This is a genomic window from Micromonospora humidisoli (assembly GCF_016900955.1).
In the GTDB taxonomy this organism is placed as follows: Bacteria; Actinomycetota; Actinomycetes; order Mycobacteriales; family Micromonosporaceae; genus Micromonospora; species Micromonospora wenchangensis.
Genome location: NZ_JAFEUO010000005.1, coordinates 294759 through 318816, shown reverse-complemented (window position 1 = coordinate 318816; position 24058 = coordinate 294759). Strand labels below are relative to the sequence as shown.

The window sequence follows — 24058 nt, the reverse complement described above, 5'->3', positions numbered from 1 at the left end:
GGTCCCCGCCCCCACCGCGTACGCCGACAGTGAGGACTGACATGACCACCACCCCCGTCATCGCCCTGGACGACCGACCGGTCCGCTCCGGTCTCGGGCGGGCGCTCGACGTCATCAACATCATCGCCAGCCGCGCACCGCAGACCCTCGGCGTGTCCACCATCGCCCGGGAACTGGGGCTGCCGAAGGCGGTCGCGTACCGGATCCTCAAGGAACTGGTGGCCGACGACTTCCTCAGCTTCAACGAGGAGACGAAGCGCTACCGGCTGGGCACCGGCGCGCTCGCGGTGGGCTTGGCGGCGCTACGCGCCCTGGACGTGCCGGAGACCGCCCGGCGGTACCTGGTCCGGCTGGTTCGCGACACCGGGGAGACCGCCACCCTGTCGGTGCGGCAGGGCTGGATCCGGGTCTACATCGACCAGGTGCTCTCCCCGCACGAGGTGCGGATGTCGGTCTCCCTCGGCACCAGCCACCCGCTGCACTCGGGGTCGTCGTCGAAGGCGATCCTGGCGGCGTTGTCGACCGTCGAGGTGGACGAGTACCTCGGGCAGCCGCTGGACCGGGTCACCCCGTCTACCATCACCGACCCGGACCTGCTGCGGGCCGAACTCGCCCAGATCCGCCGGCAGGGATACGCGGTGAGCCTGGGCGAGCGGCAGAACGGGGCGGGTAGCGTCGCCGCCGCCGTCCGGTACGGCACCGGCCAGGTCTTCGGCTCCATCTCGCTGTGCGGGCCGCAGGACCGGTTCACCCGGCAGGTCTGCGCCGCACACGGCTCGCTCGTGGCCGCCGCCGCTGGGGAGATCTCCGCCGAACTCGGCTTCCGACCGCCGATGCCGCCCTCGGGCGGGGGAGAGGGGACCTCATGACACCGACCGACCGACCCGACCCGGCCGGGGCCGACGACCGGCCCGGCGCGACGTCACCCGGCGACGGACCGCTCACCGGCCTGCGGGTGCTCGACGTCTCGACGATCCTGGCCGGTCCGCTGTGCTGCCAGATCCTCGGTGACTTCGGCGCCGAGGTGATTAAGATCGAGCATCCGACCGCCGGTGACAGTATGCGCGGGCACGGCAAGTCCCGCGACGGCCATCCGCTGTGGTGGAAGGAGATCTCCCGCAACAAGCGCACCATCGGGTTGAGCCTGTCCGCCCCGGAGGGCGCGGCCCTGCTGCTGCGACTTGCCGCCCGGGCCGACGTGCTGGTGGAGAACTTCCGCCCCGGCACGCTGGAACGGTGGGGGGTCGGCCCACAGGAACTGCACCGGGTCAACCCGGGCCTGGTGGTCGCCCGGATCACCGGCTTCGGGCAGACCGGCCCGTACGCCGGGCGGGCCGGCTTCGGCACTCTCGCCGAGGCGATGAGCGGGTTCGCGCACCTCACCGGTCCCGCCGACGGTCCACCCTCGCTGCCGGCGTTCGGGCTGGCCGACAGCATCTGCGGGATCGCCGCCTCGTCGGCGGTGATGATGGCGCTGTGGCACCGGGACCGTGCCGGCGGCGCCGGGCAGGTCATCGACATGAGCCTGCTGGAGCCGATCATGACCGCCGTCGGCCCCGGCCCCACCGTCTACGACCAGCTCGGGATCGTCGAGCAGCGCAACGGCAACCGGTCGGTCAACAACGCGCCCCGCAACACGTACCGCACCAGCGACGGGGCGTGGGTGGCGGTGTCGACGAGCGCCCAGGCGATCGCCGAACGGGTGCTGCGGCTGGTCGGGCATCCTGAGGTGATCGACGAACCGTGGTTCCGTACCGGGGCCGGCCGGGCCGGGCACGCCGACGAACTCGACGGGTACGTCGGCAGCTGGATCGCCGCGCGGACCCGGGAGCAGGTCACCCGGGCCTTCACCGAGGCCGGCGCGGCCGTCGCCCCGGTGTACAGCGCCCGGGACATCGTCGAGGACCCGCACGTGCGGGCCACCGACATGGTGACCACCGTGGACGATCCCGACCTCGGGACGATGCGGATGCACAACGTGATGTGGCGGATGTCCGGCACCCCGGGACGGGTCCGCTTCACCGGCCGCGCCCTCGGCGCGGACACCGACTCCCTGCTGGTCGACGAACTCGGCTGTGACCCGGCCGAACTCGCCGACCTCCGAGCCCGCCACATCGTCGCCTGACGGCGTGGCCGTAACCCGCTGAAACGTGAGGAACCGTGACGACCACCGCCCGACACGCCGACCGGCTGCTCGACGCCGTCCGCGCCGGCGTAGAGATCTACGACCTGGGCCGGCAGCTTTCGATCGGCATGCCGCAGTCGCCGAACCATCCGCCGTTCTGGCTCAGCATGCCCCGCCGGCACGGTGACATGGTCCGCGCCGACGGCGGGTCCGCCGCCAACGACCTGCTGGTGATGGGGACCCATGTCGGCACCCACGTCGACGCGCTGGCCCACGTCTCCCACGACGGCCGGCTGCACGGCGGCGCGGACGCCGCCGCCGCCCAGGCCGGCGGTCGGTTCACCGAGCTGGGTGTGCACACGGTCGCGCCGATGGTGCGCCGCGGTGTCCTGCTCGACGTGCCCGCCGCGCTCGATCTGCCGGACTGCCCGGCCGGCTACGAGATCACCCCGGCCGATCTGGACGCCGCCGTACGTCGTCAGGGCACCCCGGTGGAGGCCGGAGACGTGGTGCTGATCCGCAGCGGCTGGGGTCGGCACTTCGACGACGCGGACCCGGGCCGGTACGTCGGTCGGGAGTCCGGCGTGCCGGGCGTCAGCACGGCGGGCGCGCGGTGGCTGGCCGCCGCCGGGGTGCACGCCGCAGGCGCGGACACCATCGCCTTCGAGTGCCTGCGTCCCGGCCAGGGGCACAGTGCCCTGCCGGCGCACCGGGTGCTGCTGGTCGAGCACGGCATCTACCTGATCGAGACGATGGCGCTGGAGGAGATCGCCCGCGCCGGGGTCCACGAGTTCACCTTCGTCCTGGCCCCGCTCGCCCTGTACGGCGCCACCGGCTCCCCGGTCCGGCCGCTGGCGGTGGTGGGTCGTGGCTGAGCAGACCCTCGGGCGGCAGCTCGCCGCCTTCGCCGCCGGGACGCCCGCCGGCACCCTGCCCGCCGAGGTGGTCGACAGCGTCCGCAACCGGGTGCTCGACGTGGTCGGGCTCTGCGTCGCGGCGGTCGGGCTGCCGACCAGCCGGGCTGTCCTCGACTACGTCCGGGAGCAGGGCGGACGGGGTCAGGCGACGGCGGTCGGGCTGCCCGACCCGGTGCCGGCCGCGCTGGCCGCGTTCGCCAACGGGGTGCTGGCGCACTCCCTCGACTATGACGACACCCACCTGCCGTCGGTGCTGCACCCGAGCGCGTCGGTGGTACCCGCCGCGCTGGCCGCCGCCGAACTCACCGGTGCCTCCGGCCGGGAGACGGTGGCCGCCATCGCGGTCGGCCTCGAGGTCTGCGTACGGCTGGGGATGGCCGGTTTCGACCGGACCGCCGGCAACTCGGTCTTCTTCGAGCACGGTCAGCACGCCACCTCGATCTGCGGCACCCTCGGTGGTGCGGTGGCTGCCGCCCGGCTGTTCGGGCTGGACGCCGACCGGACCCTCGACGCCCTCGGAGTGGCCGCCTCGATGGCCGCCGGCCTGATCGAGGCCAACCGCACCGGCGGCACGGTCAAGCGGATCCACTGCGGGTGGGCGGCCCATTCGGCGGTCGCCGCCGCCAGCCTGGCCCGGCACGGCATCAGCGGCCCGCCGACCGTGCTGGAGGGCCGGTTCGGCTTTTTCGAGGCGTTCCTGCGCGGCGAGTACGACCCGGCGGAGATCGTCAGTGGGTTGGGCGTCGACTGGGCGGTGCCGGACATCTTCTTCAAGCCGTACCCGGCGAACCACTTCACCCACGCGGCCATTGACGCCGCCCTGGCCCTGCGGGCACGGGGCGTGACCCCGCAGGACGTGGCGACGGTGACCCTCGGGGTGCCCACCCCGGTGATCCGCACGATCGGTCAGCCCATCGACCGTAAGCGCCGCCCCACCACCGGTTACGAGGCGCAGTTCAGCGGCCCGTACGCGGTGGCGGCGGGGCTGCACGGCGGTGGCGTGCTGGGCGTCGGCCCGGACGACTTCACCGACGCTCTCGCGGCCGACGAGTCCCGCCGGGCGGTGATGGACCGGGTGGAGGTGGTGCCCGACGAGCGCTGCGACCGGATCTTCCCGTACCAGTTCCCGGCCGTGCTGCGGGTGGTCACCCGCGACGGGCGGGAGTGGACCGAGGAGGTGTTGACCAACCGGGGCGGCCCGCAACGCCCCCTGTCCCGCGCGGAGCTGGCGGTGAAGTTCCGGCACAACGTCGCCGGTCGGCTGCCCGAGGAGGTCGCCGCAGCGGTGGAACAGGAGATCGGCCGGTTGGACCGGGCCCCCGACGTCCGACGGCTGACCGGTCTGCTCGCGGCGGCGGGACCGGCAGCGGCCACCGCGGTGGCCACCCACGACACACCCCGAGGAGTGAGCTCATGAGCACCTACGACCTGCTGCTGCGCGACGTGCGGGTGGTCCGGCACGACCGGCCCGACGCCGAGCCCGTGGACGTGGCCATCACCGACGGCCGGATCAGCCGGGTCGCCCCGGCCATCCCGGCGCGGGACGCCGACACGGTGCTCGACGGGCAGGGCCGGCTGGCCTTCCCCGGCGTCGTCGACGCCCACCAGCACTGGGGGATCTACAACCCGCTCGGCGAGGACACCGCCTCGGAGAGCCGGGCGTCGGCCCAGGGCGGCGTCACCACGGCGTTGACGTACATGCGCACCGGGCAGTACTACCTCAACAGGGGCGGCCGGTACGCCGACTTCTTCCCCGAGGTGCTGGCCGCGTGTGACGGCCGGTCGTACATCGACTACGGCTTCCACCTCGCCCCGATGATGCGTGAGCACATCGGGGAGATTCCCGAGCTGGTGGAGCGCTTCGGGGTGACCTCCTTCAAGATCTTCATGTTCTACGGCGGGCACGGCCTGCACGGCCGGTCGGCCGACCAGAACTCCTTCCTGATGATCCCCGCCGACGAGCGGTACGACTACGCCCACTTCGAGTTCGTGATGCGGGGCGTGCAGGCCGCCCGGGAACGCTTCCCCGAGCTGGCGGCGCAGATCTCGCTCTCGCTGCACTGCGAGACCGCCGAGATCATGAGCGCCTACACCCGGCAGGTGGAGCAGGAGGGCCGGCTGACGGGGCTGGCGGCCTACCACGCCTCCCGGCCGCCGCACTCCGAGGGACTGGCGGTGTCGATCGCCTCGTACCTGGCCCACGAGACCGGGCTGCCGAACGTCAACCTGCTACACCTGTCCTCGGCCAAGGCGCTCGACGCCGCGCTGCGGATGGCCGAGGCGTTCCCGCACATCGACTTCCGTCGGGAGGTCACCATCGGTCACCTGCTGGCCGACATCACCACCGCGCACGGCCTCGGCGGTAAGGTGAACCCGCCGCTGCGGCCCCGCGAGGACGTGGAGGCGCTCTGGGCGCACCTGCTCGCCGGCCGGGTCGACTGGGTGGTCAGCGATCACGCCTGCTGCAAGGACGAGGTCAAGTTCGGTCAGCCGCGCGACGACGTCTTCCTGGCCAAGTCGGGCTTCGGCGGGGCGGAGTACCTGCTGCCGGGTCTGGTGACCGAGGGCCGGCGACGGGGCCTGCCGCTGTCCCGGGTGGCGGCGCTGACATCGTGGAATCCGGCCCGGCGGTTCGGCCTGGCCGGCAAGGGCGCGATCGCCGAGGGCTATGACGCCGACCTGTGTCTGGTCGATCCGGACAGCGCGTGGACGGTCCGCGCCCAGGACTCCGAGTCCACCCAGGAGTACACCCCGTTTGAGGGGTTCGACCTGACCGCCCGGGTCACCGACACCTTCGTCCGGGGTGCGCACGTCCTGGCTGACGGGAAGGTCATCGGTGAACCGCAGGGCCGTTACGTGGCCCGGACCGCGCGGTAGGGGGCGTGGTGCGGCCTGTCGCTCGCAGCTACCTGTACGTCCCGGGGGACCGGGCGGACCTCATCGGCAAAGCCCCCGGCCGGGGTGCGGACGCCCTCGTGCTCGACCTGGAGGACGCGGTCACCCCGGCCCACAAGGAAGAGGCCCGGCACACGGTGGCCGGCGCGTTCACCGACGTGCCCGACGCCGGGCAGTGGTGGGTCCGGATCAACAGCGACCAGGTCGAGGCGGACGTGGCGGTGTTGTCGGCGGCGGCGGCCGGCGTGTGGGTGCCGAAGGCGGAGCCGGAACTGCTGCGCGACGTGGATCGGGCGCTCGGGGCGGCGGAACGTCGGCTCGGGCTCGCCGAGCGGACGTTCGGCGTGGTCGCCCTGATCGAGACCGCCCGTGGCGTGCTGACCGTCGCGCAGGTCGCCGCCGCGCCCCGGGTGCTGCGGCTGGGCCTCGGCGAGGCCGACCTGGCTGGGGAGTTGGGTCTGCAACCGGGTCCGGACCGGGTCGAGCTCGCGCCGATCCGGTCGCAGGTGGTGGTGGCCTCGGCGGCGGCGGGGATCGTCGCTCCGGTCGGCCCCGTCGAGACGGCGCTGCGGGATCCGCAGCTGCTGGAACGCACCACCGGCATCCTGCTGCGGCAGGGGTTCCGGGCCCGCACCGCCATCCATCCTGGTCAGCTCGCGACGATCAACGCGGTGTTCACTCCGACGGCCGCTGAGCTGGCCGCCGCCAGAGCGGTGTTGACCGCGTGGGAACGGGCTGGTCGAGACGGGTCGGGGGTGGCCGTCGACGAGGCCGGCCGGCTGTTGGACCGGGCCGTGGTCCGTACCGCTGCCGAGGTGGTGCGCCGGGGCGAGCGGTCGGCCGGGGATCCGGCGAGTGCCGCTGGCCGGGACGATGGGAAGTGATTTGCATCACATTGTGAACCTTTCTCGCGGTGTGTGGCACGGAAGGCGCGTTCCGGGCCGAATCCCTTTCCGCACCCCACATTTCACCACCGAAGGCCTCCGGTCGGCGGCGTCGTCAGCGGCAAGGAAGGCTCCATGATCACTCATGGTGAGTGGCTATCACCGGGTGTGGTCGGTCGAGGTTGGTTGCCGTCCGACAATCAGCGCCTCGGTTTGTGCCGCTCACTACCCTGACCGATGATCCAGTGCCTGGGTACCGTCGACAGCGATAAGGGCTTCAGATGAGCAACAGTCACCCTCCGTACGGAGAACAGCCGGATCCGAACGTCACCCCGTGGAGCGGGCCGCCGGCACCGCCCGCCGGCTACCCGGCGTACGGCCAGCCTGGTCAGGCCCCGCAGTACGGTCAGGCCCCGCAGTTCGGCCAGGCCCCGCAGTTCGGTGTCCCCGTGCCGCCGCAGAAGTCGAACCGGGGCCTGGTCATCGGCCTCATCGTCGGCGCGGTGGTCCTCATCCTCGCGCTCTGCGGCGCCGGGATCGGGCTCGCCCTGGTCGGCAACGACGACGAGCCCGACCCGACCCCGACGCCGAGCGCGACCGCGGCCAACCCGGGGCCCGGCACGGACACCTCGTCCACCCCGCAGGCGACCGAGCCGCCCACGGAGCAGCCGAACAACAACAACAACGCGGTGACCGCGCGCTACTCCAGCGACCTGTCGTCGGTCTGTGACGGCAGCCCGATCCTCAACGCGGCCACCTACAGCGGTCCGTCCACCGCCAAGGCGTACGTCTTCTCGAACAACCCGGAGCGGCCGACGTTCTGGTCGTCGAAGATCGTCGGCTCCGACAAGCGGTACTACGCCAAGTCGGCGGACTTCACCACCGTGTCGGTGGTCGGCTGCATGTCGATGGTCCCGGGCAGCGAGGGCGCGCCCAAGAAGTGCGACTACAAGGCCAGCGACGGCAAGAACGTCAGCGTCTCCTACATCTCGTCGCGCTACCAGCTGACCTTCTACGCGGCGAAGACCGCGGAGAAGATCGGCGACGGCGGGACCGTCAACGCCCCGGCGACCCGGTGCCCGAGCTTCATCTCGTACAACAAGACGACGATGAAGGCGTACGCGGCGCCGGACAGCGGCACCATCGAGGCGGCGCTGGACAAGTTCCTGTCCTGACCCGGCCCCTGACGGCGGTGCCGGGGGTGGGAGGATCCCTCCCGCCCCCGGCCTTCCGTCTTTCCGCCGCCGGATCAGGTGTTGACCGGCCGGCGGGCGACCAGCAGCACGTGCGTCACCGGCCAGTCCAGCGGGGTCCCGTCCACCGTCGACAGCGCCGCGGTCGGTGCGAGCCGGTGGGTGACGATCCAGTCGTTGCGGTACGGGCCGCTGGCCGGGTCGACCTCGAACCCCACGTCGGCCAGCAGGGCCTTCCAGTCGGCCCACTCCAGCCCGCAGAACTCCTCCTGCGTCTCGGACAGCCAGTTGTCGGTGTAGTCCTTGCGGGTGAGGAAGTCCATCGCCGCGCCGAGCGGCAGCTCGACCACCGCGCCGGTGCCGTCGTCGACCGGGCGGAATCCGAACGGGAACCGGTAGTCGACGGCGAACTGGTCCAGCCGGGCCCGGGTGGACAGCCCGGCGAGGTGCGCGGCCACCCGGTCGGCCGGCAGTGACGCCAGATCCTCGCGGGGCCGGGCCGGGTTCGCCCCGTCGGTCGTCGACAGCCGCAGCCGCACCGTCCGGTCCCGGCCGTCCGGCCCGCACACGTCACTGTTGATCCACACCCCGCCGGGCACGGTGTGGTCGTAGATGGCCTGCACGAACCGGCGCAGCGACGCCATCCGGTCGCCGTACGACCAGATCTCGTGGGTCAGCGCGAAGGTCATCGTGGTGTCCACCGAGCGGGGCGCGAACACCGCCCCGCCGAGCACGTTGCGGCGGTAGAAGAAGACGTTCGGGTTGGCGAAGAAGCCCTGGGCCTTCTTGTGCACGCACTCCTCGTACAGGTGCCGGGCCACCTCGACCCCGATCAGGTCGCTCTCCCGCAGCGCCGGCTCCCGGTCGGCCAACTCCAGCACCGCGCCCGCGCCGCAGCCGACGTCGACGATCCGACCGGGCCGTACGTGCTCGCGCACCGCCGTCCACTTGCGCTGTGCCGCGTCGGCGAACGCCTCGGCGTACGTCCGGTAGTCGCGGGTGGCGGTCAGCCCGCCCTCGTCGCCGACGACCGGGTCGTTGACCACCGAACGGACCAGGTCGTCGAGCCGGTAGCGGGCGTAGACGTCGAGGGTCGCCGGGTGGGCCAGGTCCCGCCAGGACGGGTCGTCGGCGGCCAGCCGCAGCAGCACGTCCCACGGGCGGGCCGGGGTCGGGTCGACGTCGGCCTCCACCCCGGCGATCGGGAACCCCAGCCTCGCGTACATGGCGGCGACCTGCGGCGTCGAACAGGCGACCACGGTGTTCGCCGGGGTCAGCTCCAGGCCGGCGGCGGCGGCGACGTTCTTGAGCGTCACCTCGGCGAACCGGTCGGTCTCGGCGGTGTCGAAGACCGGCACCACCACCGACCGCAGGCCGGCCAGCACGCTGAACCGTTCGATCGCCGCCTCCCGCCGGTGGTAGGGGACGGGGTTGCGACGGGTGTTCTCGTGGTTGGCCGAGGTGACCGCCCACACCACGGTCACCCCGTCGTCGGCGGCCCGGTCGCCGTCCGGGGTGTCGTGGTGACCGGTGGTGGCGAGCCGGTGCAGATAGTCGGCCTGGAACCGGGTCAGCAGGTGATGTCGGCCGGGAAACAGCAGGTAGCGGGGCATGCGATGTTCCTAGCCGACGCGTCCTGCCCGGCGTCGCGCGGGGTGCCGGGACGGTCGGGGGCGGACACCGCACGGTGCCCGCCCCCGACCGGTCGGGATCAGCCCACCAGCGAGCGCAGCGGGACCTGCTCGGCGCGCAGCGTCCGCACCAGGTCACCCAGGAACGGGTGCTCGTCGATCTGGAGACCCGCCGGGTTGGGGATCACCAGGTACGCCGAGCCGTCCGCCACCGTGACGCGCGCGGTGTCGGTGTACCGCTGCACGACCGCCTCGGTGCGGGCCAGGTCGCCGGCGGCCACCTGGAGGGTGAACGGCCGCCACTGTCCGCCCAGGTTCTCGGCGACCGGGGCGGCCGCCGCGGCGGCGCGGGCCGGGTCGACCGGGACCGGCGACGCGGTCCGGGCCGCCGTGCCGCCGCCCGGGTACAGCAGCGCGTTGGCCACCAGGTGCAGGCCACTCTCGTTGTACGCCCGGAACAGCGGGTTGAACGCGAACAGCACCGCCCGACCGGCGCCGGTCGGCTCGTCCACCACCGCGACCGTGCCCTTGAGCGCGTCACCCTGCACCGTGTAGCCGTTGGCCCAGAAGGTGTCCCCGCTCGGGTAGCGCAGCACGTTGCGGCCGGTGCTGCTCGGGGTGAGGATCGGGTCGTTGTTGTTGAACTCGAAGTCCTCGGCCGGCCGCCCCAGCCCGACCGGGCTGTCCGGGTCCACGTCCACCCGCAGGTGCGAGCCGATCACCGTGTAGCCGGTCGGCTTCGGCTTCTCGGTGGTCGAGGTGAGACCGGCGGCGCGGGCCATCCGGGTGCCCTCGTTGCGCAGGCCCAGGTAGGTGTGGCCCTGGGCGATCCAGGCCCGCAGGTTGGCCTGCCCGGTTGCGGTCAGCCCGCCGGTGGCGTTGCTGCCGTCCGGCACCAGCAGCACCGTCCGGCCGGTGAAGGCGGGGGTGTTGTCGTTGATGTCGGCGGTGGTGACCGGGGTGAGGTCCAGGCCCCACCGCTTGCCCAGCACGTACCGGGCCTCGCCGTGCGAGCCGGAGGTGGTGGAGATGCCGGTGCCCTGGAACAGGCCGACGTCCGGCCGGCTGATCGGGGTGCCGACGGCCGCCGTGGTGTACGGGGTGAGCGTGACGCCCAGCTTCTTGGCGATGGTGTTCAGCTCCGGCGTCAACGCGCCGGCCGGCATCCCCACCTGGCCGTTGTCGAGGTCCCGCACCAGCTGCACGTCCCTGCCCAGCAGGGTGAAGGTGAACTCGGCCGCGGCGGCGGAGTCCAGCTCGTAGGTGTAGGAGCCCTTCAGCGGCGGCGCGGCCAGGATCTTGCCGCCACCGGTGTTCTGGATCTTGTCGATCAGCTCCGCGTTGGGCTTGACGTCGGCGCCGGTGTAGACGGCGTTCACACCCATCAGCAGCGGGTTGCTCCACGACGACACGTCGTAGAAGTACGGGAACGGCGTGTACGGGTCCTCACCCATGATCGCCTGGATCCAGTGCTTCTGCGGCTGGTTCATCGGGATCCAGTACGACCCGACCGGCACGGTCAGGTTGGTCGCCGACCGGCCACCGAAGAGCTTCGCGGTGGGCAGCTTGACGGCTTTCTTGACCTGGTAGACCTCGACGTCCATCCGGCGCAGCCGCTCGACGAGCTGGCGGGCGTCGGCGAGCTGCCGGTCGGGCAGCAGGAAGTACGACCTGATGGTCTGCGCCGGCACCGGGAACTGCACGGTGTTGGTCGGCTGGACCACCTCGTTGGGCTCCAGCGCGCCGGCCCGGCCCTGGGCGAGCGCGTCCTTCCAGACCTTGTACCAGCCGTTCAGCACCTCACCCTTGTGCGCCGCCGCCCAACCGAGGGTCGACCACTGGGTGTGGAACTGCTGCTGCACCCGGTCGGCCACCGCCGACGAACTGCCCTTCTCGAAGGTCATCCCGGCGGCACCGAAGCCGGCGGCCGGCACCGTGTCGCCGTACCCCATGAAGAACAGGTCGTAGGTGGAGTAGTTGAAGTAGCACTCGGTGGTCACCGTCGCGTCGCACGCGCCGTTGTAGCCGAAGCCGGCCTTGTTGGCCTCGCCGATCCGGTTGATCCAGTCGACCGCCTCGCCGGAGATCTCGTGGTGGATCGGGTCGGCGTTGGGCGGGAAGAAGTACTGCCGGCCGCCCATCTCGTGCGAGTCGATGAAGACCTGCGGCGGATACTTCCGCATCAGTTCGAGCTTGCCGTCGGTCTCCTGCTGGGTGCGGGCGAACCAGTCCCGGTTCATGTCGAAGCCGTACTCGTTCTGCCGGCGGCTGGCGTCGCGGCCGTCCGGGTTCTGCGTCGGCACGATGATGGTGATCAGGTTGTCGTTGCGCTGCTCGACCTCGCAGGAGAGCCCGGCGGCCAGCTCGTACAGGGTCTTGAGGGCGGCGTCGGTGCCACTCTTCTCGCCGCCGTGCACGTTGGCCGTCACCCAGACGATGGCCGGGGCCGCCTCGGCGATCTCACCGGCCTGCTGCTGGTTGACCGTCCGGGGGTCGCGCAGCGAGCGGACGTCCTCGGCGATGCCCTTGAGCACGGCCGGCCGGACGTTGCGCTCGTTGGACACGATCGCGTACGGCAGCGGCTGGCCGAGCACGCTGGTGCCCATGACGCCGGTGACGACCCGCTTCGAGGCGGTGTCGACGGCGTCGAGGTAGCCCCGCACCTCCTCGTTGGTGACCACCCGTTCCTGGCCGGTGCCGAGCGGGAAGCCGAGGAAGCTCTCCGGGCTGGGCACCGAGGCCAGGCGGTCGGCGGGATCGGTGCTACACGTCGTCGGGGGTGCGGCGGAGGCGGACGGGCCGACCACCAGGGGGGTGATTCCGGCCAGGAGGACGATGGCGGTGGCGCTGGCCAACCGCTGGCGGGAAAGCGAGGCGGAGCGGATTATCGGCGTTCGCATGAGGCGTTTCGTTTCCCTTCCCGGGAAATGAATCAAGGGTGCCCGGAGCGTATGACCTGCGCTTTCGGGTGGTCAAGATTCACAACCCGGGGCCGGTACGCGATTCGCCAATTGCCCCACACCCGCTCGAACACGGGCGTTTGGTGGCGAGTCCCGGCGTCCACCGTGGACCGAGGCCCGCCGGGGAGTCTCCCGCCGCACCCCGGATCATATTCAACGTCGTCGACCCGGTGGGGGCGGTCCCGGCCCGCCGACGGCGGGCCGGGACCGGGCGGTCAGCGCACCCGGACGAACACCGGGTTGGAGTAGAACCACAGGTCGCTCCACGGGCTCTCCAGCCCGTCGGCCAGCGGCTCGGCCTCGTCGGTGCTGGTGCCACGCACCCGCAGGTAGCTGTCGACCCCGACGTCGCGCAGGGTGTGCCTGATGACGTACTGCGCGCCCTGCTGCCGCCAGTCGCGCGGACCGAACCGGGCCACCACGGCGGTGGTCGGGTTGGTGTCGGCGTCCCGGTCGACGCTCGGACCGGTCACCCGGCCGACGATCAGGTCGACCCGACGGACCTGCGGCCGGTCGCCGTTGGCGTTCGTGCCGGCCGGCGGCCGGAACCTGATCTCGACGTCCACGTCGGTACGGTCGCGGCGGCTGACCGTGAGGGTCTCTCCCGATCCGGCCGAGCGCCCCTGGCTGCCGGCGGTGACGTCGAGCCGGGTGATCAGGTCACCGGTGGTGACGAAGATCCGCCCGTGCCGCAGCCCGTCCATGATGTCGTGGTATTCCTGTCGGGCCAGCACGTAGGTCTTGCTGTACTCACCCGGCCAGAAGTCGGTGCCGCCCCGGGTCCAGTGCACGTGTGAGTCGGAGGTCGCGGTGATCCACCAGCGTCGCCCCTCGCCGAGCAGCGCGTCCCACAGCCCGCCGACCCGGGCGGTCGCCTGGTCGTAGCCGCCGTAGGTGGGGTGGTTGCCGTAGCCGCCCCGGGCGCTGCCGTTGAGCGGCCCCGCCTGGTGGCCCGGGGCGCCCTCGAAGCCGACGTACACGTCCGGGGCCGCGTCGTTGCCGTTACGGAACTCGTGCGGGAGGTCCTGCCCGTACACCCCGAGCCCGGTCGCCGAGCGGGAGGTGTGGTGGGCGATCACCAGCGGCTTGTGCGGCATGGTCCGCGCCACCTTGAGGAACTCCACCATCTTGGCCTCGGTGTCGCGGCCCGGGTCGGCCGGGAACGGGTCCCGCTTGGCGAACCGGCTCTCCAGCTCGAAGAGCTGCTTCGCCTCGTCGGCGTGCCGGGGGATCATCAGGGTGTGGTGGTCCATCGCCGGGGCGTCGAACTCCATCCCCCAGAACTGCAGCACCTCGGGCACCAGCCGGCGGGACCGCAGCAGATCGGGGTACGCCTGCTCCAGGTTCACCTTGGAGTGCGTCGGTCCCCCGTGGTCGGTGCACATCGCCCAGGTCAGCCCGAAGTTCTTCGCCATGATCGCATTGGTGACGATCGGGTAGACCGCGTCGGCGCCCTTGCGGAACGTCGGCGGGTTCGTCGAGGTGTCGAAGTCCCCGCTGTACTCGGAGTGGATGTGGTGGTCGCCGGCCCGCCAGCTCCGGTTGTCGGCCCGATCTGATCCGGCCGTCGCCTGATCCTGCCGGTCCGGATCGGCGTGGGCCGCCTCGACGCCCACGAACGGGCCGGCGGCGGCGAGCGTCGCGCCGACGCCCGCGTACTTCACCAGTTGGCGGCGGGACAGCTGACCGCCTGTGGCGTCCTCGGAATCCCTGTGCTGCACTGCGGAGCCCTCCACGTGATCCGGATGTCGACCGTGTCGGTGACGAAGCCTCCGCAAGGAGGGTGAACAGCCGCTGCACGGTGCACGGGGTGGGAGTGAACGACGGCCGGCCAGCGCTGCCGCGCGCCCGGCCCGGCCGGTGGCCGGGCCACCACCTGTCGTGGCCCCGGCTGCCGTCCCGGGTCGCCTCCCACGCGTGGGATATCTATGCGGTTGTATTACGGTTCATTGGTGAGAAAGAGGTCTCATTGACCGCTTGCTATGCCGCAACTAGTATTCGGTTCGCAGAAGGCCAACGGGGAGTGGTCGGCGGCATCCGCATCGAATGCTATTCCGGTGTCGTCCGGCCTGTTCGTCAAGCTTCTGGCGAATCCATTTCGGAGCCATTCCCCGCCACTTATTCCACGACCCGGTCCCGAGAAACACCGGGCGGGTCGTCATGTCGCGTGCGCGGGGGTCACCGGGAGGTGGCCTCGACTCCCGGCACGCACGGACAGGACCGACCACGCCGAGAGGAACCCACTCCATGCGCGCTGACCCGATCCGCCGCCGCCCTCCGGGCACGGCACTGCCCCTGCTCGCCGCGGTGGCCGCGATCGTCCTGCTCCTCGCGGGGACCCCGAGCCATCTGGCCGGGGTCCACCTCGCCGCCGCGGTGGACATCACCGACACCCCCGGCACGATCACCGACCAGTGGTCGACCACCGGCGACGAGGGCATCGAGAAGGTCATCGACAACACGCCCTACCGCAAGTACTTCACCTACAGCGGTGCCGGCTGGATCCAGTTCGAGGCGACCACGGCGGCCGTGGTGACCAGCTACGCCGTCACCTCCGCCAACGACTGGCCCGACCGCAACCCGCGCAACTGGGTCTTCGAGGCCTCCACCACCGGTAGCAGCTGGGCGCCGCTGGACACCCAGAGCAACCAGACGTTCATCACCGGCTTCCACCGCAACACCTACTCGTTCAGCAACACCACCGCCTACCGCTACTACCGGCTGCGGGTGACCGCCACCAACGGGTCGGTCAACATGCAGATCGGCGAATGGCAGATCTACGGGACCACCACCGCCACCACCCCGGCACCGGCCGCACCCACCGGCCTGATCGCCACCGCGGCCACCGACCAGATCCGGCTCACCTGGACCGACAACACCCGCTGGGAGACGGCCTACCGGCTGGAACGCTCCACCAACGGCACCACCTGGAGCACCGCCTACGTGCTGCCGGCCAGTACCACGAAGTTCCACAACCTGAAACTGCCGGCGGGCACCCACTACTACTACCGGCTGCGGGCCGAGGGGGTGGCCGGCAACTCCGGCTACGCCACCGCCGACACCACCACCCTCAGCGCCACCCCGGCCACCACCTGGACCGAGACCTGGCACGCCCCCAACGAGACGCTCACCCGCTACTACTACGACGCCAACGTGGCCATCTACCGCGATCCGGGACTGGCCTCGACCGACCTGACCTGGGTGAAGGACTACGCCAAACAGATCTGGGAGTACGTCCAGGCCAACTACGGCAACCTCAGCGGCCAGCGGCTGTACGAGGTGCTGCACGACGACGCGGGATCGGGCGGGTTCGCGCTGAGCCAGTTCGACCCCAACACGGCATTCCGCGACGTCAACGACATGAGCGGCGGCGGCTGGGGAAACACCGACCTCAACGAGGACGTCATCTCCCACGAGATGAACCACACCGTCGAGTTCACCGCGTTCGGCGTGAACGGCTCACCCGCGTACGGCATCTGGGGCGACAGCAAGTGGGCCGAGATCTTCCAGTACGACTGCTACGTCGGCACCGGCCGGACCACCGACGCCACCCGCTGGAAGAACGCGAAGCTGCTCACCTCGGACAACTTCCCCGTCGCCAACACGTACTGGTTCCGGGACTGGTTCTACCCGATCTACCAGAACTACGGCGGCAAAGTCGTGCTCAACAAGTTCTTCCAGCTGCTGTCCCAGCACTTCCACCAGTTCGACGGCGTCTACGCCCGGGATCTGAACTGGGGGGAGTTCGTGCACTTCTGGAGCGGCGCGGCCGGCGTGAGCCTCAAGCCGCTGGCCACCACCGCATTCGGCGGCTGGCCCGCCGACTGGCAGGCGCAGTTCGTCCAGGCGCAGGCCGACTACCCGGGTGTGACGTACACGCCGTGACCCGGCCCTGACCACCCACCCCGGCGATCCGGCGACGACCCCCACCCGGTGACCCGGCCGTGGGGTGCCGCCACCACACCTGCGGTGGCGGCACCCCACGGGTGACCGGCGGGCGCCCGGGCCAGCAGCCACCTCGGCACACCCGCCGGCCCTCAGCCGAGCAGCACCGACACCGCCTCCACCGTGTCCGGATGGGCGAGCAGCAGCGTCGCCGCCGCCGACCCCGCCGGGGTGTCGACCGGCTCCGACCAGCCGCCGTCGCAGCCCAGCAGCCCGGCGACCGCGTCCACCGCCACCGGATGCGCCGTGAGCAGGGCGTGCACCTGACCCGTCGGTGCGCCCGGCCGGGTCACCGGGGCGGGCCCGGCCGGCGGTCCCATCCAGGGCGGCACCCAGGCGTCCAACTCGGGCAGCGTCCCCGGGAAGGTGCGTGCCGCCTCCCGCACCAGCAGCGGCACCAGCTCCGGGCCGTGCTCGCGCAGGGTGGTGATCAGCGTGGGCAGCCAGGGCAGCAGCACCGGGTCGGGCAACCGGGCGAACGCGGTGGACATCGTCTCCACCACGAACGGCGCGAGCCCCGGCACCGGTTCCAGCGCGTGCACGAAACCGGAGAGGTACCTCGGGAACGCCGGCACCACCAGCGGGTTACCCAGCAGGTCGGCGCAGCGCTGCCGCAACTCGGCCAGCGGCAGCAGGCCGAGCTGGTGCCGGGCCGCCCAGAGCAGGGCGACCTTGGCCGGGCTCTCCGGATGCGACTGGGCCACCGCGAGTTCGAGCTGGGACCGGTCGCAGCCCAGCGACAGCGCCAGGCTCTCCATGCTGAACAGGAAGCCGAGCATCGCCCCGACCTGCCGGACCCCGGTCTCCTCCTCGACGAACGCGGTCGGCAGCAGGGTGCAGTAGTGCGCGTACCCGGTCGTCACGAACGCCTCGCACCAGGCCGGCAGGGTCGGCGCGGTGGCCCGGTGGTGGGCCAGCAACCGGCGGATGCGCCGCAGCACCTCCGGGGCGTCGTCCACCGTGCGCTCGGTGGACAGCAGTTCCACGGCCCGCGCGCCCAACTCGTCGACCAGTCGGGGGCTGTCCAGCAACCGGATGGCGTCCTCCACCGCGGCGAGGGCGCCGGCGGCCGTCGCGTCGGGGCCCCGGACCGACCGCCGCAGCCGCTGCTCCAGCACCTGCTCGACGGTCACCCCCTCGTAGCCCAGCTCGATCAGCGCCCGCTGGTGCCGGCCCAACGCCAGATCCCAGCTCTCCTGGATCGACCGGTGCCCCAACCGGCGCTCACCCATGATCGGGCGGACCGCGTCGGCGGGCAGCAGGTGCCGCAGCATCCACAGCAGATCCGAGCAGCCGGCCAGCGCCGGGGTGGCGTGCAGGTCGAGCAGGGCCCGTTGGATGGTGCGTTTCTCCAGGTCCAGGCCGAGGGGCTGGAGCCGGTCGAGCACGTCGCGGGCCAGCGGCGGCAGGGCGTCGTAGCCGACCTGCCCGATCCGGTCCCCGCCGAGCAGGATCTCGCAGAGCCGCCGCACGTCCCGCCGCCCCGGCACGACGTCCTTCTCGATGCAGGTCACCGCCGCGTCGGCGAAGTCGTACGGGGTGGGCCGGGCCCGGTTGCGCAACCCGGCCAGCAGGATCGAGGTCTCGAACACCGCGATCGCGTCGGCCGTGCTGGCCAGGTACCCGTTGCGGCGGGCCAACCGGACGATGTCCACGCACCACCCGCGCAGCTCCGCCTCGTCCAGCCCGTCCAGCGCCGGAGGCGCGGCGAGGAAGCCGGTGAGCCGGTCGGCGACCGGGCCGGCCGGCGCGGCGACCGGCGGGGCGGCCTTGCGCCTGCCCCGGCCGCCCTTGCCGCCCCGTTGGCCGTCGAGCCGGTACGGCGTCAGACCCGACCGGCCGACCGCCCGCGTCCAGTTGGCGGCGGCGATCGACACCGACCCCGGTGCCAGTCCGAACTGCGCCTCGATGGCCGAGTGGCTCGACGGGATCAGCCCGTACCGCCAGCGGGTGCCGGTGCGGGGGGTGATCGCGAAATCCGGGGCGGGGGAGTCCAGGCCGAACTGTTCGACCCGGCTGGCGGCGTGGAACGCGCCGCACACGTAGAGACAGTCCGCCGGGTCGGCCCCGGACGCGGCGAGGTGCTCCCGCATCCGGGTCCACATGTAGCGCTCCCGGTCCTCGTCGCGCTCGGTACGGTCCGACCCGGCCGGCCGCAGCCGGCGGAACAGGCTGCCGATCAGCACCATCACCTGCCGGTAGGTGTCGTGGTCGGCGTCGGCGAGGGGCCGTTCGACGTACTGGTCCCACCACTCCGACCAGTGCCGCACCTTGCCGTGGTGCAGCAGGTACGCCTCCAGCTCGGCGAACCGGGGCCGCAGGTCGCCGATCTCCACGCCGACCGCGTCGCCGTGCAGGGCCGTCTGCTCACCGGCCTCGCCGCCCGCCACCTCCGGCACGGTGTCGGCCGGCGCATCGGTGCCCGCCCCGGCGTCGCCGCGCGGTGACCATTGGAAGACGTGGTCGGTGGAGCGGTCCACCAGCACCAGCTCCACCCCGGGTGTCTCCAGCGCGTACGCGATCGCCTGGTACTCGGCGGACGCCTCGGTGACCGGGGCGACGACGCTCAGCGGCCCCCACTCGGCGGGGAAACCGTCCAGCTCGGAGGCGAACGCCTGCACCGCCACCGGCAGCCGGCAGTTGCGCAGCTCACCCAGGAGCGGCTGGAGATCCTCGCACAGCTCCAGGTAGATCACCTTGGGCTGCTTGTGCCGCAGCCGGCGGACCATCGCCAGCGCCGAGGCCGGCGAGTGGTGACAGACCGGGAAGATCTCCAACCGCTCGCCCAGCGCCCGGTCGACGTCGTCGACGATGCCGGCGAGGATGCCGGCCAGCGCGTCGGCGGACCCGGCGAACGTGGCCGCCGCGTCGGTGAGCTGCTCGCGCAGCGCCCCGAACGGCCCGGTGGTCACCCCGCCGGCTGTGGCCCCGGCGACGCCGGGCGGCGCGGCGGTGCCGGTGTCGGCGGTGGTCACGACAGCGAAGCGATCGCCTGGCGACCGCCGTCGAGGAAGCCGGCCCAGCCCTCGCCGTTCTTCTTGGCCCGGGGCTCCACCACGCCGTGCAGGTACTTGTTGAGGATCGCCAGGTCCTCCGGGCTGCGTCGGGCCAGCGACCCCACCAGCGAGGAGGCCAGCGTCTCCACCCGCAGGGCCCGGTCGCCGAAGAACTGGCTGTGCAGGATGGCGTCCTCCAGCACCCCGATCTGCTCGGCGGTGGACAGTGCCGACTCCAGCTTCTCGTCGTCGCTGGTCGCCGACGCGGCGGCGGCCCGCAGGTCGGCGAAGCTCTGCAACAGGATGTCCAGCAGGGTGGGCGGCACGTCCAGTTCGATGCGGTGCCGGCGCAGCAGTTCCTCGGTGCGGAACCGGACGATCTCCGCCTCGCTGCGCTTGTTGGTGACCACCGGGATGCGGACGAAGTTGAACCGGCGTTTCAACGCCGAGGACAGGTCGTTGACGCCCCGGTCGCGGCTGTTCGCGGTGGCGATGATCGAGAAACCGGGCTGGGCGAAGACGATGTTGTCGTCGTTCAGCTCGGGGATGGAGACGTACTTCTCCGACAGGATGGAGATCAGCGCGTCCTGCACGTCGCTGGTGGAACGGGTCAGCTCCTCGAAGCGGCCCACCACGCCCTGCTCCATCGCCGTCATGATCGGCGACGGAATCATCGACTCGCGGGACTGGCCCTTGGCGATGACCATCGAGACGTTCCACGAGTACTTGATGTGGTCCTCGGTGGTGCCGGCGGTGCCCTGCACCACCAGCGTCGAGTTGCGGCAGATCGCGGCGGACAGCAGCTCGGCCAGCCAGCTCTTGCCGGTGCCGGGGTCGCCGATGAGCAGCAGACCCCGGTCCGACGCCAGGGTCACGATGCTGCGTTCGACGAAACTGCGGTCACCGAACCACTTCTGCGGGATCTCCCGATCCAGCCCGTCGGCCCGTTCCGAGCCGAGGACGAACAGCCGCACCATGCGCGGGCTCAACCGCCACGAGAACGGCTTGGGGCCGGTGTCGACCGACTCCAGGTAGTCGAGTTCGTCGGCGTACTTGACCTCGGCGGGGGCACGCAACATCTCGGACATGAGGGGTGATTCTCCTAGGTGAGGAAGCTCTTGAGCTCGAAGACGAGTTTGCGGATGTGACCGGAGAGCACCGGGGTGCCCAGGTCCTTGAGGCGCTGCCGGAACCAGGGGTTGACGCTCTGCTGGCCGGAGCTGCTGACCGAGCCGACCGGGATGAACCGCACCCCGGAGCGGTGCACCGCCTCGATGCCGTCGAACAACGGCTGGGATCGGTCGAACTCGTAGAAGTCCGAGATCCACACCATGACCGTGTTGCGCGGCTCGACGATCTTGGGGCGGGCCATCGCCATCGCCACCGGCCCGTCGTTGCCGCCACCGAGCTTGGTGCGCAGCAGCACCTCGAACGGGTCGTGCACCCACGGGGTCAGGTCCAACGCCCGGGTGTCGTACGCGATCAGGTGCACGTCCACCTTGGGCAGCCCGGCGAAGATCGAGGCGAGGATGGTGCAGTTGACCATCGAGTCGACCATCGACCCGGACTGGTCCACCACCACGATCAGCCGGGACGGGGTGGTCTTGCGGGCGGTCTGCCGGTAGTAGAGCCGGTCGACGTAGAGGCGCTCGTCCTCCGGGCTCCAGTTGGTGAGGTTCTGCCAGATGGTGCGGTCGAGGTCGAGGTTGCGGTAGACCCGCTTCGGCGGCACCGACCGGTCGATCGTGCCGACGGTGGTCTGCTCGACCTGGGTCCGCAGCACCTCGGCGACCTCGTCGACGTACCGCCGGATCAGTGACTTCGCGTTCGCCAGCGCCACCCCGGACAGGTTGGACTTGTCCCGCAGCAGCTGCTCGATCAGCGACATGCTGGGGGTGAGCTGGGCGGCCAGCTTCGGATCGGCGAGCACCTCCCGCAGGTGCATCCGGCGGACCAGGTCGCCCTCCAGGCTGGTGAGGGTGGCGCCCAACCCGCCGGCCTGCCGACGCAGCTCGCCCGGAGGGCAGCCGAGCGCCTGCTCGAACCAGCCGGCGTCGGCCTGCCACCGGGCCAACTGGCCGGCGCTGACCGGCCCGGACCCGGTGCCGAAGACGTTGAGCAGCAGCTTCGACACCAGCGCGGCCCGGCGTACCTCGGCCTCACCGGGCCGGTGGCCCCCGCCGTCGGCAGGGTCACCCCCGCCCGGCGCGCCTGCGCCGTCGGTGGTCGCCTCCGTCGCCGGGACCTGCGGGACCACGGCGTCGGTGGCGGTGTCGTCGCCCGGCCGATCGTCGATGGAGCCGGCCGGTTCGGCGGGTCGGTCGCCGGCCGGGTCGGGGGCGAGCAGGCCCCGCAGTTCGTCGGCGAGCGCGGGGAAGCGCTGCACCACCGTGTCCACCGACACGGTCGGGTCCAGCAGGGCGGCGGGCAGGCCGAGGTCGTCGACCACGGCCACGCTCGCCGACTCCAGCGTGGGCTGCTCGTCGGGGTCGAAGAGCCGCCCCAGCAGCCGCCAGTAGAGCACCTGCCGGCGGTTGGCGGCGGCGAGGTCGCCCGGTGTCACGGCGTCGCCCGGTGTCACGGCATCGGTCGGCGGGATCGGCTCGCTCATCGGCGCAGCAACCGTCCCGCGCGTTCGCGCAGCACGGCCACGGCGTCGCCCGCCCTGGCCTCGGCCTTCGCCACCTTCGGGTCGGTCACCCCGTCGGCCCAGTCACCGTTGTGCGCCTCCACCGGTCGGCGCTTGACGGTGGCCTGCACCGCCAGTGGCTGCACCAGCCACCGGCCGCCGTCGAAACGGGCCAGGCCCAGGCAGGACGACGAGGCGGCGACCAGCGCCGGGGTGAGCGGCCCACCGGCGGGCAGCCGGTCCAGGGCGACCGCGAGGCGCTGCCCGCCGAGGTCGACGGTCGACCCGGCGTCGTGCACGGTGTAACCCTCCAGCAGCACCGGCTCGGCGATCGCCGCCGGGTGCCGGTCCAGCGGCGGGGTGGCCGCCGCCGTCGCCGTGCCGAGCAGCACCCGGGCGGTGGCGAACGGGTCGGCGGGCTCGCCGGCCTGCGCCTGCTCGTCGACCCAGTGCAGGTCGCCGCCGTACGCGGGCAGGTCGGTCACGGTCAGCGCCCGCCGCTGCGCGATCGCGGTGAGCAGCACGGGGTACGCCGACAGCAGCCGCCACACCGCCGGCCCACCGATCGTGGCGACCTTGGCCGCGCCCACCGTGACCCGGACCAGCCGGGGCGTGCCGGCGTCGGCCGGTTCGAGGATCGCGTGCAGCTGCACCTGGACGGCGGTCTCGTGCTCGTGGATGTCGACCCCGAGCGGCAGCAGGCGACCGCTGACCAGGGTGGTGCCGGTTGTCGGGTCGGGGACCGGCCCGTCCTGGGCCAGCAGCACGCCACGGGACCACAGGTCCGCCCAGCGGCGTACCGGCGGCTGCGCCATGGTGGCCACCGGCAACCCGGCCCGCAGCTCGGCGGCGAGCCCGTCGAGCAGCACCGCCAGCCGGCGCGACTGCGGCTCGGCCAGCGCCGCCTCGACCGGCGTGCCGACGGCGGAGAGCAGTTCGTGGTCGATGCCCCGCCATCCGGCCAGCGCCGTCTCGTGCAGCCAGGACCGGGCGGCGGCGCGGGCGGGGGAGCCGTCGGCGGGCCCACCGGCGGGTGCCGTCCACGCCGTGCGTTCCCGCCCGAGGGCGGTGTCGAACCGGGCGGTCAGGGCGTCGTGGGTTGCACCCAGCAGCGCCGTGCGGGCCCCGGCCAGGGCGGCCAGGTGCTCCTGACCGACGGAACCGGCGGTCACCTTGCCCACCGCCTCGGCCACCCGCTCACGAAGCGGCGTGCCCGCGACCGCGCCGGCCAGTGCGGTCAGCGCGAGGGTGTCCGCCTCACCGACCCGGGCGAAGCCCCGCAGCAGGGCCTCGTCGAATCCGGCGACCACGTCGTCGGCGTCGGCCAGCCCGGTGGGGCCGTCGCCGTGCAGCTGCGCCAGCTGCGTGCCGAGCATCAGCGACCTGCCCCGGTCGACGGGAACCAGTGCAGCTCGGGCAGTGCCGTGGCGCTGGCCGGGAGTTCGAGGTAGGCCAGGTGGCGCAGGAACCGGCTGAACACCACGGCGGCGGAGGTCGGCTCGTGCCGGGCGTCCAGCCGGGACAGCAGCTCGACCCCGGTCTGCGTGCCGTCGCCGGCGTCCACCCGCAGGTAGCGGGCGACCCGGTCGACGCCGTACTGGAGGACGGCCTCGTCGGCGAGGGCCTCCAGGTGCTTGCAGGGCGCGCCGCGCAGCCCGCCGCAGGGCCGGTTGTTGTTGGTGCTGCAGTGGTAGGCGTGGTCACCGGCGGTCACCGACGAGACGTAGACCCGCTCGATGTCGGAACCGCTGGACACCACTCCCTGTAACCGCCCGTCGGCCAGCTCGACGAAGGGCACCTTGGCCAGCTTGCGGGGCCGGGCCGGCGGCACCACCGCCACCACGCTCCGCCGCCGCCACGCGGCCTCGTCAGCGTCCGTCACC

General features: G+C 72.1%; 16 protein-coding genes. 8 read left to right on the top strand and 8 right to left on the bottom strand.

What is annotated here, in order from left to right; all coding sequences use genetic code 11:
* Positions 1 to 41 precede the first annotated feature (41 nt).
* The 7 genes from JQN84_RS20090 (at position 42) to JQN84_RS20060 (ending at position 7996) form a co-directional block, all read left to right on the top strand.
* Positions 42 to 869: an IclR family transcriptional regulator gene (locus tag JQN84_RS20090; protein WP_204959962.1), complete on the top strand. Its 828-nt coding sequence runs from the start codon at positions 42 to 44 to the stop codon at positions 867 to 869.
* A complete protein-coding gene (locus JQN84_RS20085) occupies positions 866 to 2125 on the top strand; it encodes a CaiB/BaiF CoA transferase family protein (RefSeq protein ID WP_204959960.1) in 1260 nt (419 codons plus the stop codon). The genes JQN84_RS20090 and JQN84_RS20085 overlap by 4 nt, the downstream gene beginning before the upstream one ends.
* A gap of 35 nt (positions 2126 to 2160) precedes the next feature.
* A complete protein-coding gene (locus tag JQN84_RS20080; RefSeq protein ID WP_204959958.1) occupies positions 2161 to 3000 on the top strand; it encodes a cyclase family protein in 840 nt (279 codons plus the stop codon).
* A complete protein-coding gene (locus JQN84_RS32330; protein ID WP_204959956.1) occupies positions 2993 to 4459 on the top strand; it encodes an MmgE/PrpD family protein in 1467 nt (488 codons plus the stop codon). Before JQN84_RS20080 ends, JQN84_RS32330 begins: the two co-directional genes overlap by 8 nt.
* On the top strand, positions 4456 to 5919 hold the full coding sequence (locus JQN84_RS20070; RefSeq protein ID WP_204959954.1) for a dihydroorotase: 1464 nt from the start codon (positions 4456 to 4458) through the stop codon (positions 5917 to 5919). Before JQN84_RS32330 ends, JQN84_RS20070 begins: the two co-directional genes overlap by 4 nt.
* Before the next feature lie 8 nt (positions 5920 to 5927).
* The gene (locus tag JQN84_RS20065) at positions 5928 to 6821 is read left to right on the top strand and encodes an HpcH/HpaI aldolase/citrate lyase family protein (protein ID WP_204959952.1); all 894 of its coding nucleotides are present in this window, start codon (positions 5928 to 5930) and stop codon (positions 6819 to 6821) included.
* 281 nt (positions 6822 to 7102) lie between these two features.
* A complete protein-coding gene (locus JQN84_RS20060) occupies positions 7103 to 7996 on the top strand; it encodes a hypothetical protein (protein ID WP_204959949.1) in 894 nt (297 codons plus the stop codon).
* A 74-nt stretch (positions 7997 to 8070) separates the two neighbouring features.
* Here the strand turns inward: JQN84_RS20060 and JQN84_RS20055 are convergent, their stop codons facing one another.
* From JQN84_RS20055 to JQN84_RS20045, 3 genes are all read right to left on the bottom strand, one after another.
* Positions 8071 to 9627 (bottom strand): class I SAM-dependent methyltransferase, encoded by a 1557-nt coding sequence (locus tag JQN84_RS20055; protein WP_204959948.1) that lies wholly within the window; start codon positions 9625 to 9627, stop codon positions 8071 to 8073.
* A 98-nt stretch (positions 9628 to 9725) separates the two neighbouring features.
* Complete coding sequence (locus JQN84_RS20050) at positions 9726 to 12545, bottom strand: M14 family zinc carboxypeptidase (RefSeq protein WP_204959946.1); 2820 nt, start codon at positions 12543 to 12545, stop codon at positions 9726 to 9728.
* Between the two features lie 275 nt (positions 12546 to 12820).
* A complete protein-coding gene (locus JQN84_RS20045; protein ID WP_204959943.1) occupies positions 12821 to 14326 on the bottom strand; it encodes a CehA/McbA family metallohydrolase domain-containing protein in 1506 nt (501 codons plus the stop codon).
* Between the two features lie 526 nt (positions 14327 to 14852).
* Here JQN84_RS20045 and JQN84_RS20040 point away from each other — a divergent pair.
* Entirely contained in the window at positions 14853 to 16490 is a 1638-nt protein-coding gene (locus JQN84_RS20040; protein WP_204959941.1) for a fibronectin type III domain-containing protein, read from the top strand.
* Positions 16491 to 16642: 152 nt separating this feature from the next.
* Here the strand turns inward: JQN84_RS20040 and JQN84_RS20035 are convergent, their stop codons facing one another.
* The 5 genes from JQN84_RS20035 to JQN84_RS20015 are packed head-to-tail and all read right to left on the bottom strand — an operon-like array spanning position 16643 to position 24018.
* Complete coding sequence (locus tag JQN84_RS20035; protein WP_204960330.1) at positions 16643 to 19462, bottom strand: DUF5682 family protein; 2820 nt, start codon at positions 19460 to 19462, stop codon at positions 16643 to 16645.
* A gap of 59 nt (positions 19463 to 19521) precedes the next feature.
* Complete coding sequence (locus tag JQN84_RS20030; protein WP_204959939.1) at positions 19522 to 20634, bottom strand: ATP-binding protein; 1113 nt, start codon at positions 20632 to 20634, stop codon at positions 19522 to 19524.
* Between the two features lie 14 nt (positions 20635 to 20648).
* On the bottom strand, positions 20649 to 22157 hold the full coding sequence (locus JQN84_RS20025; protein WP_204959938.1) for a VWA domain-containing protein: 1509 nt from the start codon (positions 22155 to 22157) through the stop codon (positions 20649 to 20651).
* Positions 22154 to 23551 carry a hypothetical protein gene (locus JQN84_RS20020; RefSeq protein WP_204959937.1) on the bottom strand — a complete coding sequence of 466 codons (1398 nt, stop codon included), beginning with the start codon at positions 23549 to 23551 and terminating at the stop codon, positions 22154 to 22156. The genes JQN84_RS20025 and JQN84_RS20020 overlap by 4 nt, the downstream gene beginning before the upstream one ends.
* On the bottom strand, positions 23551 to 24018 hold the full coding sequence (locus JQN84_RS20015) for a hypothetical protein (RefSeq protein ID WP_204960329.1): 468 nt from the start codon (positions 24016 to 24018) through the stop codon (positions 23551 to 23553). The genes JQN84_RS20020 and JQN84_RS20015 overlap by 1 nt, the downstream gene beginning before the upstream one ends.
* Positions 24019 to 24058 lie beyond the last annotated feature (40 nt).

Excerpts from the sequence above, each read along its gene's own strand:
- JQN84_RS20060 (WP_204959949.1), top strand. The coding sequence starts at position 7,103 with ATGAGCAACAGTCACCCTCCGTACGGAGAACAGCCGGATCCGAACGTC.
- JQN84_RS20020 (WP_204959937.1), bottom strand. The coding sequence starts at position 23,551 with ATGCTCGGCACGCAGCTGGCGCAGCTGCACGGCGACGGCCCCACCGGG.
- JQN84_RS20070 (WP_204959954.1), top strand. The coding sequence starts at position 4,456 with ATGAGCACCTACGACCTGCTGCTGCGCGACGTGCGGGTGGTCCGGCAC.
- JQN84_RS20085 (WP_204959960.1), top strand. The coding sequence starts at position 866 with ATGACACCGACCGACCGACCCGACCCGGCCGGGGCCGACGACCGGCCC.
- JQN84_RS20090 (WP_204959962.1), top strand. The coding sequence starts at position 42 with ATGACCACCACCCCCGTCATCGCCCTGGACGACCGACCGGTCCGCTCC.
- JQN84_RS20050 (WP_204959946.1), bottom strand. The coding sequence starts at position 12,545 with ATGCGAACGCCGATAATCCGCTCCGCCTCGCTTTCCCGCCAGCGGTTG.
- JQN84_RS20055 (WP_204959948.1), bottom strand. The coding sequence starts at position 9,627 with ATGCCCCGCTACCTGCTGTTTCCCGGCCGACATCACCTGCTGACCCGG.
- JQN84_RS20040 (WP_204959941.1), top strand. The coding sequence starts at position 14,853 with ATGCGCGCTGACCCGATCCGCCGCCGCCCTCCGGGCACGGCACTGCCC.
- JQN84_RS20030 (WP_204959939.1), bottom strand. The coding sequence starts at position 20,634 with ATGTCCGAGATGTTGCGTGCCCCCGCCGAGGTCAAGTACGCCGACGAA.
- JQN84_RS20025 (WP_204959938.1), bottom strand. The coding sequence starts at position 22,157 with ATGAGCGAGCCGATCCCGCCGACCGATGCCGTGACACCGGGCGACGCC.